General features: G+C 45.2%; 13 protein-coding genes. 9 read left to right on the forward strand and 4 right to left on the reverse strand.

Annotation, left to right across the window (positions count from 1 at the left end; genetic code table 11):
- Window positions 1–158: 158 nt before the first annotated feature.
- From asnC to G3R49_RS01525, 4 genes are all read right to left on the reverse strand, one after another.
- Window positions 159–620, reverse strand: a complete 462-nt coding sequence (gene asnC / locus G3R49_RS01510) for a transcriptional regulator AsnC (protein WP_130598905.1) — start codon at window positions 618–620, stop codon at window positions 159–161.
- A gap of 99 nt (window positions 621–719) precedes the next feature.
- Window positions 720–1394: a bifunctional tRNA pseudouridine(32) synthase/23S rRNA pseudouridine(746) synthase RluA gene (gene rluA / locus G3R49_RS01515; protein WP_130598903.1), complete on the reverse strand. Its 675-nt coding sequence runs from the start codon at window positions 1392–1394 to the stop codon at window positions 720–722.
- Window positions 1395–1454: 60 nt separating this feature from the next.
- Window positions 1455–1745 carry a hypothetical protein gene (locus G3R49_RS01520; protein WP_167868438.1) on the reverse strand — a complete coding sequence of 97 codons (291 nt, stop codon included), beginning with the start codon at window positions 1743–1745 and terminating at the stop codon, window positions 1455–1457.
- A 101-nt stretch (window positions 1746–1846) separates the two neighbouring features.
- Window positions 1847–2266, reverse strand: a complete 420-nt coding sequence (locus G3R49_RS01525) for a hypothetical protein (protein WP_167868439.1) — start codon at window positions 2264–2266, stop codon at window positions 1847–1849.
- A 760-nt stretch (window positions 2267–3026) separates the two neighbouring features.
- On the opposite strand from G3R49_RS01525, the gene G3R49_RS01530 reads away from it, so the two are divergent.
- The 9 genes from G3R49_RS01530 to G3R49_RS01570 all read left to right on the forward strand — a co-directional run bounded on the left by G3R49_RS01530 (window position 3027) and on the right by G3R49_RS01570 (window position 16419).
- Window positions 3027–4016 carry a 2-hydroxyacid dehydrogenase gene (locus tag G3R49_RS01530; RefSeq protein WP_130598897.1) on the forward strand — a complete coding sequence of 330 codons (990 nt, stop codon included), beginning with the start codon at window positions 3027–3029 and terminating at the stop codon, window positions 4014–4016.
- An 87-nt stretch (window positions 4017–4103) separates the two neighbouring features.
- On the forward strand, window positions 4104–4841 hold the full coding sequence (locus G3R49_RS01535) for a dienelactone hydrolase family protein (RefSeq protein WP_167868440.1): 738 nt from the start codon (window positions 4104–4106) through the stop codon (window positions 4839–4841).
- 106 nt (window positions 4842–4947) lie between these two features.
- A complete protein-coding gene (locus tag G3R49_RS01540; protein WP_167868441.1) occupies window positions 4948–5691 on the forward strand; it encodes a spermidine synthase in 744 nt (247 codons plus the stop codon).
- A 296-nt stretch (window positions 5692–5987) separates the two neighbouring features.
- The gene (ahpC, locus tag G3R49_RS01545; protein ID WP_130598893.1) at window positions 5988–6557 is read left to right on the forward strand and encodes an alkyl hydroperoxide reductase subunit C; all 570 of its coding nucleotides are present in this window, start codon (window positions 5988–5990) and stop codon (window positions 6555–6557) included.
- Window positions 6558–6763: 206 nt separating this feature from the next.
- A complete protein-coding gene (gene ahpF / locus G3R49_RS01550; RefSeq protein WP_167868442.1) occupies window positions 6764–8329 on the forward strand; it encodes an alkyl hydroperoxide reductase subunit F in 1566 nt (521 codons plus the stop codon).
- Window positions 8330–8662: 333 nt separating this feature from the next.
- Entirely contained in the window at window positions 8663–12373 is a 3711-nt protein-coding gene (locus G3R49_RS01555) for an ATP-binding protein (RefSeq protein ID WP_167868443.1), read from the forward strand.
- Window positions 12373–13038 carry a hypothetical protein gene (locus tag G3R49_RS01560; RefSeq protein ID WP_130598887.1) on the forward strand — a complete coding sequence of 222 codons (666 nt, stop codon included), beginning with the start codon at window positions 12373–12375 and terminating at the stop codon, window positions 13036–13038. Before G3R49_RS01555 ends, G3R49_RS01560 begins: the two co-directional genes overlap by 1 nt.
- The gene (locus G3R49_RS01565) at window positions 13035–14255 is read left to right on the forward strand and encodes a phosphoenolpyruvate carboxylase (RefSeq protein WP_167868444.1); all 1221 of its coding nucleotides are present in this window, start codon (window positions 13035–13037) and stop codon (window positions 14253–14255) included. Before G3R49_RS01560 ends, G3R49_RS01565 begins: the two co-directional genes overlap by 4 nt.
- A gap of 922 nt (window positions 14256–15177) precedes the next feature.
- On the forward strand, window positions 15178–16419 hold the full coding sequence (locus G3R49_RS01570) for a dicarboxylate/amino acid:cation symporter (protein ID WP_130598883.1): 1242 nt from the start codon (window positions 15178–15180) through the stop codon (window positions 16417–16419).
- The last annotated feature ends 97 nt before the right edge of the window (window positions 16420–16516 follow it).

The raw sequence follows: 16516 nt of genomic DNA on the forward strand, positions 1-16516 counted from the left end.
AATGTTGGTTTATTTTGGATGTGTTATAGCAATCTTTGTTGCTTCGGTAACATATTTAGCACATTCCATTAACATTAGTCACCACTACAGAGTAATTATTTGTAATTAGTTGTGAAACAGGACTTCCTTTCGTTTTGATTAAGGTATAACCAAATTGTCTAAGGTTTAACCGCTCGTACAATGGGGTTTTGCAGGCTAATCAGTGTTTCGGTTGATTGAATTTCGTCAATCGATTGAATCCGATTAATCAATACATGTTGCAGCCCATCAATCGATTGGCACATTACCTTTACAAAAACTGAGTAGTTGCCGGTGGTGTAATAAGCTTCAACGACTTCTTCTAAAGCGTTGAGTTTTGCAAGGGCTGAAGGGTAATCGCCGGCGCTTTTTAGGTTAATGCCAATAAAACAGCAAACGTCATAACCCAGTGCTTTTGGGTTTACGGTAATTTGCGCACCGGTAATGATGCCGGCTTGTTTCATCTTCTCTACGCGCACGTGAATGGTGCCAGCGCTAACACCAAAGCGTTTAGCAAGTTCAGCAAATGGCGTACGCGCGTCTTGCATTAGTGCTTCTAAAATTTGGTTATCAAGCTGGTCGCGGCTGAATGAAGTATCCATAGTAAATTATCCATCGGTTTATCTAATATGGATAATTTACGGATTATGTTTGTAGATCTCTAGCTAAAAATACTCAAGCGTTGTCGATGTTGAATCTTTTTACTGCTGCTCAGATGCCTCAATAAAAGGAACTGGCGCTTCAAAAGTCATTGGTTTACCTGAATATGGGTGCGCGATTTGCAGATGGCTAGCATGCAGCAGTAGTCTTGGGGATAAGCGCTTGGCTGCGCCGTCAGCATAGAAGCCGTCCCCAAGAATAGGGTGACCTAGTGCCATCATATGTACTCGTAATTGATGCGAGCGGCCGGTAATTGGCGTGAGTTTAACTAAAGTTGAGCGTTTACCATAGCTGATAATGTCTACCAAGGTCTCGCTTGGTTTGCCTGTTTCAAAACAAACCTTCTGCTTCGGGCGGTTGGGCCAATCACATACTAATGGGTAGGATACTTTATCTACCGCCTTTAAATGTCCGGCGACGCGAGCATAGTAGGTTTTGCTGGTTTCGCGATCTCGAAATTGCCTTTTCAGTTCTCGCTCGGCGTTTTTGCGCAGCGCTAATACTATAACGCCAGAGGTTGCCATATCGAGACGGTGAACAATTTGCGCGTTAGGGTGCTCGGCTACTACTCGGCTATAAATACTGTCGTGGTATTGCGCCTGACGCCCTGGCACTGAAAGGATCCCTGAAGGCTTATTGAGCACTATGATATCTCGATCTTGATGAATGATATCTAACCAGGGCTCGGTTGGAGGGGTATATAGGAAGTCAGCCATAAACGTCTCTGCAATTTGTTCGGCGACACCATACTGGGTGCTTATCTTAGGTGCAAGTCTTTAGGAAAAACCATTACCGTTGACATGCATAATGGTGAAAGTCCACACAACAAAAGATAACGGGATATGGACTAGGCTGTAGAAGAATTGATCTAACCGTGAAATGCCTTGTGCTACCCAAGTCATGTAAACATGGCTAACGATAACCGCGGGAAACAAGCTAAACAGTGGGTACAGCGCAAAAGGGCTTGCATCAGCAAACACCAATTGGGCAAACAGTGCCCAAACCACCATGATGGAGGTAATAATAGGTGGCACTGCTAATCGGTATTGATCTGGGTAAGGAAACATCCACTGTCCTAATTGGTCGATAGTTAACCTAACTATAAACTAACTGACAACTTAGGTGCACCTGCTGCTTAACTATTTAATCTAACTTGGTGGGGGGGAGGCTAACCTTTGATTTCTTTTTTGGTATCAATTTTTTTGCGGTGTACCACTGAGTAGTGTCTTAATCCGGCTGGCCCATGAGAGACCACAACAGATAGCAAAATGATGAATAAGAATATCTCGGTTTTAAATTCTGCGAGTGGGATGAACAGTGCGAGCATGGCGACTTTAACTAAAGTGAGTACACCTTTGAGTTGGATTAACCAGCGCCAATCGCGAATCACTTCCCAGGCAAGTAATAGGCACCCTGTTACCATGGCTGCTATCCAGTAGTTGATCCACAATTGCTTGTCGGCACCAACAATAATGCCGCCACCAGCACCTACAATCCCCATGATATGAATGGCACGTAGACTGGTTTTACTCAGTCGTTGCAACCAAAAGTTCACTTCCGATAGGTTATTTGCTGGTTTGTGTTTCATTAACTTAGCCTAGATCAGGGTCTGTTAGGGCCTATTGATCTTTCAAGATTATTTTTGCAGCGGCTTGTTGGAAATTTATACAAGGCAGCGACTTTGATGTGTGGTTGTTCCACATGATAAGTCGTTAACGCAGTAGAAATGACAACAAGCGCTGCCTGAAAGGTTCGTTTAAAAGCACTTTACTCTTTGTTGTGAGCTAATTCGTGTAGGTGACTAGACGTCATCGCTCACGCCGCGATTAAAGTGCTTTTAATTCGAACAAATTCTAATCAGCAAAGATCAACAGGCCCTAGTCTTTAAAGATTTATTTCTTGGACATGTTAAAACAAATCAAGCGCCTTGTATGTAATCATGGTACTGACATGGGGCAGTGAAATGTTATCGGTTAAGTGATTTGTGATTAACTCGACATATTTATGACAGTGTACATAACCTGCTCTCGGGATAATAAACCGGTTTCTAACGGCTATTTTTGTCTATTTCTGCGTTGAAGCTACTTGCAATAGGCTAGCTATTGACGCGCAGCTTCGCCTTGAACTAAACAAAACTATCTCGTTAGAAACTTAATGCTAGGTGTAACTCTGGACGAGAGAGTCATTGACACTTCCTTATCCCGAGTTCAGGTTAAATACAAACCCATCCTAAGTCTGATCACAAATATCCACTATAACTTCGGCTTATTAACGACAAAAATAATGCTGTCGATTAGAATTGTAGTCAGTAATAGCTTTTAACTCTCGCAGGTCGAGTAGGGTTTGATATGAGAATCGGATTTTTTAGCGCTAAGCCATACGACATTCGTCATTTTAATCAGGCAAATGAGCAAGTGGGTGCGCAAATTGAGTACTTCGATTACCGCTTGTGTATGCAAAACGTAAAACTAGCCGAAGGCTACGAGGTGGTTTGTGCGTTTGTAAACGACTCACTATGTGAGGAAGTGTTAGTTGAGCTTGCAAAAGGCGGCACTAAGGTGATCGCTATGCGTTGTGCTGGCTTTAACAATGTTGATCTTGATGCTGCCAAGCGTCTTGGTATGCAAGTTGTTAACGTGCCGGCTTACTCACCAGAATCGGTTGCTGAGCATACCGTTGCATTAATGCTTACGCTTAACCGTAAAATCCATAAAGCTTATCAACGTACCCGTGATGCTAACTTTGCCCTAGCGGGCTTAGTTGGATTTAACATGTTTGGCCGTACAGTAGGCGTGATTGGTACAGGTAAAATCGGATTAGCCACCATTAAAATCTTGCAAGGGTTTGGTTGTAAGGTGCTCGCGTATGACCCATATCCAAGCCAAGCGGTAAAAGATTTAGGTGTTGAATACATTAGCCTTGAAGAAATGTACCCGCAGTGCGACATCATTAGTCTGCATTGCCCGTTAACTGCTGATAACCATCATCTACTGAACGCAGAGAGCTTTGCCAAAATGAAGCAAGGTGTGATGGTGATTAACACAAGTCGTGGTGGCTTGCTCAATGCTATTGACGCAATGGAAGCATTAAAAGAGGGGCAAATTGGCTCCCTAGGTTTAGACGTCTATGAGAACGAGAAAGGCTTGTTCTTCGAGGATAAATCGAGCGAAATTATTCGTGACGATGTATTTAGACGTTTATCTGCTTGTCACAACGTGATTTTCACCGGTCACCAAGCCTTCTTAACCGAAGAAGCCTTGAATGCCATTGCTTCAACCACGCTAAATAATGTTGATGCGCTAGATAAAGGTGAGAAATCAGGTAACGAGCTGTGTTAACTCGATAAGATAGTTGCTAAATTGGAGCTCACTAGAGCTCCTTTTTTGGTTTAGGGCTGGCTGATTTGGAATGGCGGTGAGGCAAATATGAACATAGTGCAAGAAATCCATGACATTGCGACTGAAACGGGTGTAATGCGTACTCGGGTTTATCGCCCTAATCAAGCTGGTCAATTTGCTAGCGTCATTTTCTACTCCGAGATTTTCCAAATCACCGGACCAATCAGTCGCTCAGCAGCGATGATGGCAGGTCACGGATTTGTGGTGCTGGTGCCTGAGGTATTTCATGAGTTAAACCCAATCGGTACAGTGCTTGCCTATGACGATACGGGGAAGGACAAGGGCAACCAAGACAAGTTTACTAAGCCACTTGAGCATCATGACAGTGATACTAGAGCTTTGATCGAGTTTGCTCGCAGCCAAACCTATTGCACTAGCCAGGTAGGAGCGATGGGCGTGTGTATTGGTGGTCACCTAGCGTTTAGAGCGGCATTAAATCAAGATATTAGCAGCGCATTTTGTTTGTATGCTACTGACATTCATTCAAACACCTTACCCTGTGAGCAAGGCAATGACTCATTATCGCGTGCTGCAGATATAAGCGGTGAGTTAATGATGATATTTGGTAAGCAAGACCCCCATGTTTCAAGTGCAGGGCGCAAGCAAATTTATCAACAGTTGGAAAAAGTTGAGGCTAACTTTAGCTGGCTTGAAGTTAACGCTCAACATGCATTTATGCGTGATGAAGGCGATAGGTATGACCCAGCGCTTGCACTACAAATGTACCAACAGGCGGTGAGTTTTTTCCAACGCACGTTAAATTAGAACCACCAGATTTTTTATCCAATCTCGTTAAGCGCAAATGGCTTTCACAAGGCTGTTTGCGTTTTTGACTTATACCAATTTAGATAGATACCATCAGAAGCAGTCCATGTCAGAATTTAAACCGATCCACCGCGCCAATGATGAATATGGTGAGTTAACCGTACTCGATGATGGTCAATACCGCGTACTTGCTTTTGGCGACAATGACGAGCAGTCAAAGCTTGATAAAGCCAGCCCACATTTACCACAGCATACTTATATTCAAGCCATGCTGGCAGCACTGCTTTTCAACACGCCAAAAAGTGCCATCATTCTTGGGCTTGGCGGCGGGGCGCTGGTTCATGCACTAAAGCACTATGATTCTGCAATTAAGATGACTGCCGTTGAACTTCGCGCGCCTGTCATTGAGGCTGCCAAACGCTTCTTTCAATTGCCAATCGGCAAAAAGCTTAAACTGGTGAACCAAGATGCGCTTGAGTTTATCGCCAGCGCAGAGCATAAGAAGGTCGACATTATTTTCGCAGACATCTATAGCGAGCAAGGTGTAGATGGACAGCAGGTATCGTCAGCGTTTTTTGAGCAATGCCAGGCCAAACTTAAGCAAGGTGGCTTGTTGGTGCTTAACTGTTGGAAAGAGCACAGTAAAGATGATGCGTTAAAGCAGCGGTTACAAAGCCAATTCAACCATGTTTACGCTTGCCTTACTGGCAGCGGCAACTGGGTTATTTTTGCTAGTCAGGTCGATTGCAACTTTAACCTTGCCAACAACAAAGCTGCCTTGCAGGAGTTGTCTCAGCAGCTTGATTTTAATATTGCTCGGGTACTGACGCGTTTTGATGAGTGGGTTTAGGCAATTTGTGTAATTTGCTTTAGCGCTAGTCAATATCATCACCATCGTTCTAGTGCATTTGACGTAAAAATGCACTAAAACTCATCCTAATCGCTACTTAATTCAACATTAATCGGTTCTGCAGAAAAACCGATTACGATGATAGATTTTGTCCGTTATACATAATCATCAACCCTCGCTATTCTTATCTCCATCGAAACACGGCAAGCAAATTACTTTTTAATGAGCCACGCCGCAGTACTTAATTAACTTGTATGCCAGCAAGTTTAAAAATTGCCAACTTAATGGAGTTAAACATGACACAATCAATCATCAACAGCACTATCAAGCCATTCAAAGCAACTGCATTCCACAACGGTGAGTTTGTTGAAGTCACTGAGCAAGACCTACTAGGTAAGTGGTCTGTTGTATTCTTCTACCCAGCGGACTTCACATTCGTATGTCCAACTGAGTTAGGTGACATGGCTGACCATTACGCACAGCTTCAAGAAATGGGCGTTGAAGTTTACTCAGTATCTACTGACACTCACTTCACTCACAAAGCATGGCACGCAAGCTCTGACACTATCGGTAAAATCAACTACCCAATGATCGGTGACCCAACTGGCCAAATCACTCGCAACTTCGGCGTGATGATTGAAGAAGACGGTCTTGCACTACGCGGTACTTTCGTAATGAACCCTGAAGGTGAAGTTAAAGTTGCTGAAATCCATGACCTAGGTATTGGCCGTAGCGCTTCAGAACTAGTTCGTAAAATTCAAGCTGCACAATACGTTGCTAACCACGACGGTGAAGTTTGCCCAGCTAAATGGCAGCCAGGTGAAGAAACACTAGCTCCATCTATCGACCTAGTTGGTAAAATCTAACTCTTAGTCTCTATTCAGACTAACCCTGTCGGCTAAAGGATTAGCCGGCGAAAATTGCAAATCTACCCAGTTTGCAACTAAGTGGGGGCGGCTTACCCTCACTATAAAATTCATCTTCTCTCCAGCTGGTTGTCGACTTCATCACCCGGCAGCTGGCACCCCAAACTTATTTTTTATTACAGACTTATGCTTTGTAAGGAGTCGTTATGCTTGATGCCAACGTAAAAAACCAACTGAAGTCATACATGCAACACTTAAAGCGCCCAGTTGAGTTGGTGCTATCAACTGACGACAGCAACAAATCTGCAGAGCTTGCTTCACTTGCACAAGATATTGTTGATGTGCACGAGTTAGTGAGTGTGCGTAATGAGCAAGGTAAGCGCTCACCAAGCATGAGTATTCAAAGTCAACAAACTCAAACCAATATTACCTTTGCTGGCTTGCCAATGGGGCATGAATTTACCTCACTGGTTTTAGCGCTGCTGCATACGGGCGGTCACGACATCAAACTCGCTGATGACGTGATTGCGCAAATTAAAGCGCTGCCGGGTAAATACCAATTTGAAACTTACGTGTCGCTAAGCTGCCAAACTTGCCCTGAGGTCGTTCAGGCGTTAAACATGATGGCGGCGATAAACCCAAATATCACCAATGTGATGATTGACGGTGCGTTATTCCAAGAGGAAGTCGAACAGCGCGATATCTTGTCAGTACCGTCTGTATTCTTAAATGGTGAGCCTTTCTCTGTGGGCGCGATTAGCGTTGCTGAAATTCTCAATAAGATCGATGTTAATTCAGGTGCTCGTCAGGCTGAAGCGCTTAACCAAAAAGATGATTTTGATGTATTAGTTGTTGGCGGCGGCCCAGCTGGTGCAGCGGCAGCGATTTACGCAGCACGTAAAGGCTTAAATACCGGCGTCGTTGCTGACAAATTTGGCGGTCAGGTCGCTGAGACTGTTGGTATTGAAAACTTTATTTCGGTATCGAAAACCGAAGGCCCTAAGTTGGTGGCAAACCTTGAAAGCCATGTGCGCGACTATGATGTTGATATCATGGAAAATCAGCGCGCGATTGAGCTTGCTCAAGATGGCAAGATCAAACTAGGGCTTGAAAACGGCGCAGAGCTTAAGAGTCAATCTGTGATTTTGGCAACTGGTGCCCGCTGGCGCGAAATGAACGTACCTGGTGAGCAAGAATATCGCGGCAAAGGTGTAGCTTATTGCCCGCACTGTGACGGCCCATTATTTAAAGGTAAGCGCGTAGCTGTGATTGGCGGCGGTAACTCAGGTATTGAAGCAGCAATCGACCTTGCAAACATTGTTGAGCACGTTACCGTTCTTGAATTTGATAGCAAACTGCGTGCTGACGAAGTACTGCAACGCAAAGCAAACTCTATGGGTAATATCACCATCATTACTCAGGCGATGACCACAGAAGTGCTAGGTGATGGTAAGCGAGTGACTGGCTTGCAGTACACAGACCGTGCAACAGATCAGAGTCATCATGTTGAGCTTGCAGGTGTGTTTGTGCAAATCGGTTTAGTGCCAAACACTGAGTGGCTGCGCGGCGTAGTTGAAATGACAGAACGCGGTGAAGTGATTGTCGATGCTCGCGGTCAAACATCTATTCCGGGTGTATTTGCCGCTGGTGATATGACCAACAGCCCATATAAGCAAATTATTATTGCCATGGGCAGCGGCGCAACCGCATCACTTGGCGCATTTGATTATCTTATTCGTCAAGGTGAGACGGTCGAAGAATTCGCGGCATAAATGCTATAGGCTGCCCCAATAATTGCAAATAGATCCAAAAGGCTGATACACGTGAGTGTGTCAGCTTTTCTGTTTTTGCACTCACCAACCAAGAAAGTTTGTAGCCCAAGATTGAGGCTTGATGCCTCGCAACCCACCAACTGCTGCTTTGTTGTCCATTATTCGTGAGCAAACTAGCGTATCATCGCGCAATCAATTGCGAACCCAAGTGGTTTGATTTAACTTAATGCCAATCTAAACGCGGTTTACACGCGCATTAATACCGATCGGGATAAATAACAATGCCCATATACTTGTGCTGATTGGTATAAGCTCTGTTTGCAAAGGACTCTCATGCCAAGCTTGAAACGAATTATTCTAATTAACACCCACCTGCCGGGTGTTGTTGAACTCGCCCTTGACGGTCACACCAATATTTGTGGTACTAACGCTTCGGGTAAAACCACTCTACAACGCTTGGTACCAGTATTTTATGGTGAATATCCAAGTCGCGTTGTGCCATCAACCCGCGACAGTTTCGAGCGTTGGTATCTACCTCACGACTCAAGCTACATCATTTATGAGTATCATAAGAATGATGGTTTGCTGTATCAAGCCGTATTGTCATCAGCTGGTGATGGTAAAGGGGTAAATTATCGTTTTATCGCCCAGGGTTTTGAGCTAGACGATTACATCAAAAGTCGTAATGGCGACACCATAGTGTGTCATTCGATGGCCGATCTTGGTCGTGACATGCGCCGCAAAAAAATCCCTCATACTAACCTTTTGAATACTCGTGAGTTTAGAGCGATCATCCAAAACGATCGCAGCTTACTATCTACTGGTGGTAATCGCAGCGAACTACGCGGTTATGCTCGCCAGTTCTCTTTGTGCGAAGCCGAGCATAGCCTAAGGCACATTGAAAAACTGGCTAAAGCGGTGCACTCAAAAGAGGGCAAGATGGAAACAGTGAAATCCATGATTGCCGCCATTCTAGAAGAAGACGGTGTGAACCCGCCTGCGTCACGTATAAATCCGCAAAAAGTTGAGGCCTGGATCCGTGAAAGCCAATTAGTGCAAGGATTTGAGCAAATTCGCCCAGAGTATGAAAAGCTATCGCTAGAGTTTGACCAACTGCTTAGCGCCGAGCTGCGTCTTGCTAGCCTGTCTGAAGGTTATAAAGCGGATGAAACCATTGAAGCTAAGCGTCAAGAAGACAATCAAGCCGAAGCTAAAGCTATTAATAGCCAACTTGCTGATCTTGATAGCGAATGGAAAGAAATCCGTGATGAGTTAAATCAGGAAATTTCAGCCGCTAACGGCGCTGTGCAAAGCTATGAGCAAGAACTTGATGCCATTGAAGACAAGCACGCCGCCTTTTTAGATGCCGATATCGAGCAAGCCAAAGCGGATTTAGACAGTCTGCCAAGCTGGCGCAGTGATGTTGAAAGTTTGCAAGAGCGTCACAAACTACAAACCGAGAAACATCAGGATATTGAAGCTGCATACAATGCCCGCCGCAGTAAAATTGGTGAGCAGTTAGCTCGTGAGCTAGATAAGCTGCACAAAGAGCAAGACACTCAGCGTGAACAGCGTGATGAGCAGAGAGAGTTAGCCAATGATGATTTAGCCAAATTAGAGCAGCAATGGCGTGAGCAAACCGATGCTGGTAAAGCCAAATATACTGAGCAACAACATCAACTTAAATTGCAGCGCGTTGAGCTTAATCATCAGGTGAATAGTGTCACCTACACAGAAGATGAGAAAACCCGTTTAGCCATTTTCGATGAGCGTATTGCCAATGCCGATGATGAGCAAGAGGCGTGTAACGCTCAAGTAGAGCGCCTGACCAAAGAAGAAGCCAAACAAAGACGTCTTCGCGAGCAGGCTAATGAAGCGCTGCGCTTAACCGGCATTCGCGTAAATGAAGCCGAGCAAGCCAAAGAAGAGTTGGAACATATGCTGTTCCCACAATCGCACACCCTACTTGAGTTTTTGCGTAAAGAGGCCGATGGCTGGGAGCAAACCTTCGGTAAAGTGATTGCCCCTGAGCTACTGCACCGCAGCGACTTACACCCAAGCTTAGCCGCGAGTGAGCAAGCAGCTGATGCAAGCTCGCTGTTTGGCGTTAACCTAGATTTAGCCGCTATCGACCTGCCTGATTATGCCCAGTCTGAGCAAGATCTGCGTATCGCCCTTGATAAAGCGCAAGATGTACTCAAGACCGCACAAGAAGCCAAAGCTGAGGCTGAGCAGCAACTTATTAGCATGAATGATGCGCTTGATAAGATTGTTCGCGAGCTGACTTTTGCCCGCACTGCGTATAAGAATAGCCGCGAAGATGTGCGCCGCTTATTTGAAGAAAAGCGCAATGAGCAGCAAGCGATTAATGCCGCCCTTGCCGAACGTAAAACTCAGGCTAGCAAAGGCTTAACGCGCATCGATAACGAGTTAAAGCAATTAGTTAATCAGCATCAAAACTGGCTTGAAGAGCAGCAAGAGCAAGCCCTTGAAGCCAAGATGGAGAAAAACGCCTACTGGCAAGAAGTGATTGGCGCCATTGATAATCAATTAGGGCAAATCAAAGCCAATATTGACCAGCGCCGCCAACACGCCAAGCAAGAGCAAAAGGCTTGTGAAACCTGGTATAAGGACGAGCTTAAATCTCGCGGGGTTGATGAAGATAAGATTATCGCGCTTAAGCAGCAAATTCGTGAGCTTGAGGGCAAGGTTAGTCATGCAGAGCAGCGCCGCAGTGACGTATTACGTTATGATGACTGGTATCAACACACCTGGCTGCAACGCAAGCCAACTTTGCAAACGCAACTTGCTGAGGTTAAACGTGCAGCCCTTGAGCTTGACCAACAGCTAAAGCAAAAGTCTGCAGAAGTTGCAACTCGTCGCAATGAGTTAGAAGCCGCCCGTAAGTTGTGCGATGCCGCGCAAATTGAAGCCTCTGAAAACCTCACTAAGTTACGTGCAGTGATGCGTAAACTGGCGGAGCTGAAGCTACCAAAAGCAGATGAGCAAGCCTGCGGCGGTATTGGTGAGCGTTTGCGTCAAGGTGAAGATTTACTCCTCAAACGAGACTATCTACTTGGCTCAGTCAAGCAATACGTTGAGCACTTTGACAGCGTGATTGCCAGCAAGTCTGGTTCGAGCTTGGCAGAGTTTTGGGAGCGAGCCCGCGAAGAGTCGAGCTTTACCAATGACAAAGGCATTCGCATCTTAGATTATCGCAAGCTAGTGCCGCAGCTTGACCAATTGCTCAACGTGATGGTGCCGCAGTCGATTATGGCGATTAAAGAGCAAGGGCGCATTTTCGGCGTCGACTTAACCGCATTCTACGACGTACTTGCTGATATTGACCGCCGCATTGCCAGCCAAAGCGCACGTATTACCCGTGAAGTGGGCGAAGAGTTATTCCTTGATGGCGTGTCAGAATCTGCAGTTAAAATTCGCTCCCGCATCAGTGAGTTAGAGTTCTGGCCTGAGCTAGAAGTTTTTGTCAAAGCCTTCCAGGCCTGGAAAGCCGACAGCTTTAGCGCGTTGCCAGATGAGAACTACACCAATAGCATGCGCCGGGCATTGGAGATTATCGGCCGCGCCGCGCTAACAGGTGGCATTGCTAAGCTGTTAGAAATTGAGCTGCGCCTTAAAGAGGGCAATAGCGACTTAGTTATTCGCACCGACCGCCAGCTCAATGAATCATCGAGTCATGGTATGGCTTACCTGATTTTATGTAAGTTCTTGCTCGCCTTTACCCGCCTACTGCGCGGCAAGGCCGATGTTACCATTCACTGGCCAATCGATGAGCTAGGCACGCTGCACCACGGTAACGTGAAGAAGATTTTTGATGCCTGTGAGAACAATGACATCAGTGTGTTAGGCGCTTTCCCGAACCCTGAGTCAGAAGTATTAAGCCTGTTTGCCAACCGTTACATTATTAATAAGCAAACTCGTAAACTGCAGGTGGTGAAACCTAAATCTAACCCGCTTGCAGAGCGTTTAGCCGCCCATCAACAAGCCAAGCAACCACAATCAACTAACGAGGAGATGGCATAATGTCGCAACTTAACTCAACGTCATCAGACTCCGTATTAGTCGGTACAGGCGTGTTAATTGAACAGCTGCTTAAAGGCGAGTTTATTTGTCAGGTTACTAACGAAGATGGCTGGCGTGCCCTAAAAAGCCCGCAAACCCGTGAGCGAGTAGAGCAATACCTGAATCAAATTAATCGCACCGTGTGCAGCGCAGGCGAGGGCGATGTGTTCTTTTGTGGTTATCTGCAACTTGGCGATGCGGAAAGACAGGTAATTTCAAGCCAGTTTAAAGAGATCTGCTCAGCGTTGATCCCGTTGGTTGAGTGGCTAGTGTTGGTGCAAGAAGCCAATGGCCAAGACGAGCCACTACGTGAGGGCATGCCAATTCGCTTAACCGATCTACAAGCACAAATTGAAGACACCCCAGCATTTAGTGAGCAGCTCGCCAAGCTTGCCAGTTATCGTTTGTTTGGTTCAAGCTCAAGTTCGAGCGATGGTCAGCTAAAGCTGGTATTTAAGCGTTTGTTAGAGCTTGGCTTTTTAACTAAACCTAACGCCGAAAAGCAATTATATATCGCTACGGGTAAGATTGATTACTTGTATGAGGTGATTCGTTTTATTGATGAAACCGAAGGCTTAAACCTTGAAGCGCAAGCCGAAACTGCCAGTCAAAGGGACTTACTATGAGTAGCAACTTGCATGCTGCTGGGGTCAAGTTACTTAGGCAGCTTGGTCGTCATGCAGACGTGGTCATGGACGTGTATTTGTCGGGCTCAGTTAATGAAACTCAGCATGATGAGAAAACCATCGAGAAACTGCGAAAAAGCGGCATTTTATGGCGACCAGAGGCCGACCAAGATTTACGCCTAAAGCGCTCAGTTAGAGCGCTATTAGAAGAAGCGTTAAGTGATGAGCGTAATCGCCAAATTGACTCTAATGTCGGCTCATCGCTCGCCACAATTAAGACGCTGGCGAATCACTATAAAGAAGCCCGTTTTAATAGTGATTACAGTGCCAGTGAGGCCTACCTTGCCGACCTTAGCGAACATGTTTATAGCTTTACCGATAGTCTTCGTTACTCGATTCGTGTCCTTTGGGGGCGGATTAACAACGAGTTTGGTTATGTGGGTAGCATTAGCGCCAAAATTCGTGAAAACGAGTTAGCCCAAAGTCAGGTTACTGAGCTGCTAAATGGCCTGGAAATGTTCCAGTTTAGTGAGCTGGCTGAAATTGCTGGCGATGTACGTGATTTACGCCGCCTGCTAGTCACCAGCTTGCAAGAAACCTTGAGCCAATGTACCCAAGAGCTCAGTGTGGTGCAGGCGCGTTTATTTGAGTTACTTGGCCGCTTTAGGCAAATTCAAGGGCGCACTAAGTTGCTTAAAGGTTGGTTGCTACATACCGATTTACACCCAGATTATCAGGTCAGCGATCATGTTGCTCACAAACAAGTGCCTACCTTGTTTAACTATGCCGAGTCGCTGCTGGCTCCTGCTCATGTAGATGTACACAACGCTCAGCATGAATTAGAGCTGATGGATATGGTGTCACGCATTAAAACCATCAATCGCGATGATTCTACGGTTAAAGTGCGTGAAACCGATATGGCGATTTCGCTCGATGGCGCAGAAGATTTTGCTATTCCAGATAACCCGCTAAAACAGGCTGTGGATGAGTATTTCTGCTCGATTATTGATTCGGGCAAGGCGCAGTCAGCATTAGAGTATTTAAACGACAAGCAATTACCTTGGGACAGCGAAAGCTGGATCTATCAGGTGATTGGTGGTTATGAGGGCTTGCCTGCTGAGCACAAGCAATATTTTGAACTCGAAGCTAAAGGCGAGCCGCATCCGGTTTATGACGGCAACTTCATCATTCACGATGTTGAGCTTTGGTTGGCTTAAAGAAGGGTTAGCTAGGCACTTTTTATACGTCGACCCTGAATTAGTTGTTACCAGACTTACATCAAGCCATACCTTAGGCCGCACTCATGCTATCGCTGATAGTGAGTGCGGCCTTTTTAATTTTCCCTCTAAACCACCTACTTCAGTTTGGGGGGATTTGTTCAGGGTTTGTCTACAAATTCTAATGTCCTTCACATCTGACACCTAAAATAGTTAGCTGACGTTGCAATGAAATTTAAAGCACGCAGCAAGCACATCCTGTGGGCTCGACGAAAACATCCCTGTTTTCAACGGCTTTAAATGTCATTGAACTCTAAGCTATATCTCTAGCTGGTTAGACTAAGCCTCCTTTAGAGAAGTTGCGCAAATCCATCTTCTTCATAAGGTGTAATTTACTTGGAAGTATTGACTAGAACTTGTTGGCAATAACTGGGTGTTTACGTTTCTCTCACAACACTGACTCGCTTTGTTTGCATCTGAGTAACTCTAATAGTGCGAACTATATATTCCTTGCTAGCACAGCTGTAACAGCTTTATCTCATTGTTCAAAATTTGCTGGGTTGATCTTTGGATTAACTAGTAGTTGGTAGATATTTCTGCTGCGTGTGGAGCCTAAATCTAATGAAAATATCGCACAACATAATGGTTTGATTTAATTTTTAATAAAATCAATATTTTATTGGTTTTTACGGTTGTGGTTACACTTTCAGCTTCAAGTAATCAGTTATTAACGATTGAATTATCAAAATCTTTGTTTCAGTATCCTTGGTCATTCATCGCTTTTGCTCTAGATGCTGTTATGGATTAACGCTCCTCAGAATTAGTGCAGCTTAGGACAAGCGCCAGGTGTATTTTTGAGTAAAGGTTGAGTGACACAAACATAATAAGCTGGCTTAAGCCGGTATTTGGGGAATCCAAAACAATGAAAAACGCGTTATCGACTCGAATTTTTATCGGCCTGTTTTTGGGCGTTATGCTGGGAAGTTTGGTGCAATTTGCACTTAACGATATAGCCTTCTTTTCTGAAACCTTAGTCAATATTGCCAGCGGCATCGGTAAGATGTTCGTTAATATGATCATGATGCTGGTGGTGCCACTGGTATTTGTCAGTATCGTTTGTGGCGTCTGTGAGCTTCAAGATTTAAAGAGCTTTGGTCGCCTTGGTGGCAAAACCTTTAGCTTTTATATCATCAATACTTTAGTGGCGATCACTGCTGCATTTACTGTGGCTATGCTGATTGAGCCGGGTAAAGGTGTTGATATGAGCAGTAGTGGCGGGGTGGAAATTACCGCCACTGAGCTGCCAAACCTGATGACGCTGATCGTCAATATTGTGCCAAATAATCCATTCTCTGCCTTTACCTCAGGCAATATGCTGCAAGTTATCTTTATGGCGCTGCTACTTGGTGGTGTGATCAAATCACTTGGCGAAGCTGCTAGCGGTGCAGTAAAAGGCTTTAAAACGGCCAATATCATTATGATGCGCCTGATTAGCGTGGTAATGAATCTTGCGCCAATTGGTGTGTTTGCCTTGATGTTTAAGCTTGGCGCGACATTAGAGCCTGAAATCTTTGTTAGCGTGGTGCAGTATCTGGTACTTATTTTAGGGCTGTTATTGCTGTGGATTTTTGTTGTGTATCCATACGCTGTGGCATTTTTCACTCAGGTGAGTGCCAAGCAGTTTCGTGAGAAAACCCGCGAGCAGATTTTATTCTCGCTTTCAACTGCAAGCTCAAACGCAACCATTCCTGTCACCATGCGCACCCTAACCGACAAGCTTGGCGTTAATCGCGCGGTAGCGGGTTTTGGTGTGCCACTTGGGGCAACCATGAATATGGGCGGTGTGTCGATTTATATCACCATTGCGATTTTCTTTGTGGCAAACGCTTTTGGTATGCCTATCAGCGGTGAGCAAATTCCAGCATTGTTGTTTAGTGTGTTCTTGCTTTCTGTCGGTGCAGGCGGCGTTCCTGGCGGCGGCATGGTAATGATTGGTGTGCTTATTCACCAAATGGGTTTACCAGTAGAAGCCTTTGCCATCGTTGCCGCGTTAGACCGTCTAATCGATATGATCCTAACTTCATGTAACGTTGTGGGTGATACAGCTGTACTAACCATTGTTGACCAAACGGAAAAACCACACCAAGTGGCAGATGGTGAGTAGTGTTTTACGGTGCTTTCGCTAAGCATTTAGTGAATAACAGCTAGATTGTTTATCGCTTTGAGTTACAACATAATAAGGCCTGCATTCGCAGGCTTTA

The organism is Shewanella sp. WXL01 (assembly GCF_012263345.1).
GTDB lineage: Bacteria > Pseudomonadota > Gammaproteobacteria > Enterobacterales > Shewanellaceae > Shewanella > Shewanella maritima.

Excerpts from the sequence above, each read along its gene's own strand:
- G3R49_RS01555 (WP_167868443.1), top strand. The coding sequence starts at position 8,663 with ATGCCAAGCTTGAAACGAATTATTCTAATTAACACCCACCTGCCGGGT.
- G3R49_RS01565 (WP_167868444.1), top strand. The coding sequence starts at position 13,035 with ATGAGTAGCAACTTGCATGCTGCTGGGGTCAAGTTACTTAGGCAGCTT.
- G3R49_RS01540 (WP_167868441.1), top strand. The coding sequence starts at position 4,948 with ATGTCAGAATTTAAACCGATCCACCGCGCCAATGATGAATATGGTGAG.
- G3R49_RS01570 (WP_130598883.1), top strand. The coding sequence starts at position 15,178 with ATGAAAAACGCGTTATCGACTCGAATTTTTATCGGCCTGTTTTTGGGC.
- G3R49_RS01560 (WP_130598887.1), top strand. The coding sequence starts at position 12,373 with ATGTCGCAACTTAACTCAACGTCATCAGACTCCGTATTAGTCGGTACA.
- ahpF (WP_167868442.1), top strand. The coding sequence starts at position 6,764 with ATGCTTGATGCCAACGTAAAAAACCAACTGAAGTCATACATGCAACAC.
- G3R49_RS01530 (WP_130598897.1), top strand. The coding sequence starts at position 3,027 with ATGAGAATCGGATTTTTTAGCGCTAAGCCATACGACATTCGTCATTTT.
- G3R49_RS01535 (WP_167868440.1), top strand. The coding sequence starts at position 4,104 with ATGAACATAGTGCAAGAAATCCATGACATTGCGACTGAAACGGGTGTA.
- rluA (WP_130598903.1), bottom strand. The coding sequence starts at position 1,394 with ATGGCTGACTTCCTATATACCCCTCCAACCGAGCCCTGGTTAGATATC.
- asnC (WP_130598905.1), bottom strand. The coding sequence starts at position 620 with ATGGATACTTCATTCAGCCGCGACCAGCTTGATAACCAAATTTTAGAA.
- G3R49_RS01520 (WP_167868438.1), bottom strand. The coding sequence starts at position 1,745 with ATGTTTCCTTACCCAGATCAATACCGATTAGCAGTGCCACCTATTATT.
- ahpC (WP_130598893.1), top strand. The coding sequence starts at position 5,988 with ATGACACAATCAATCATCAACAGCACTATCAAGCCATTCAAAGCAACT.
- G3R49_RS01525 (WP_167868439.1), bottom strand. The coding sequence starts at position 2,266 with ATGAAACACAAACCAGCAAATAACCTATCGGAAGTGAACTTTTGGTTG.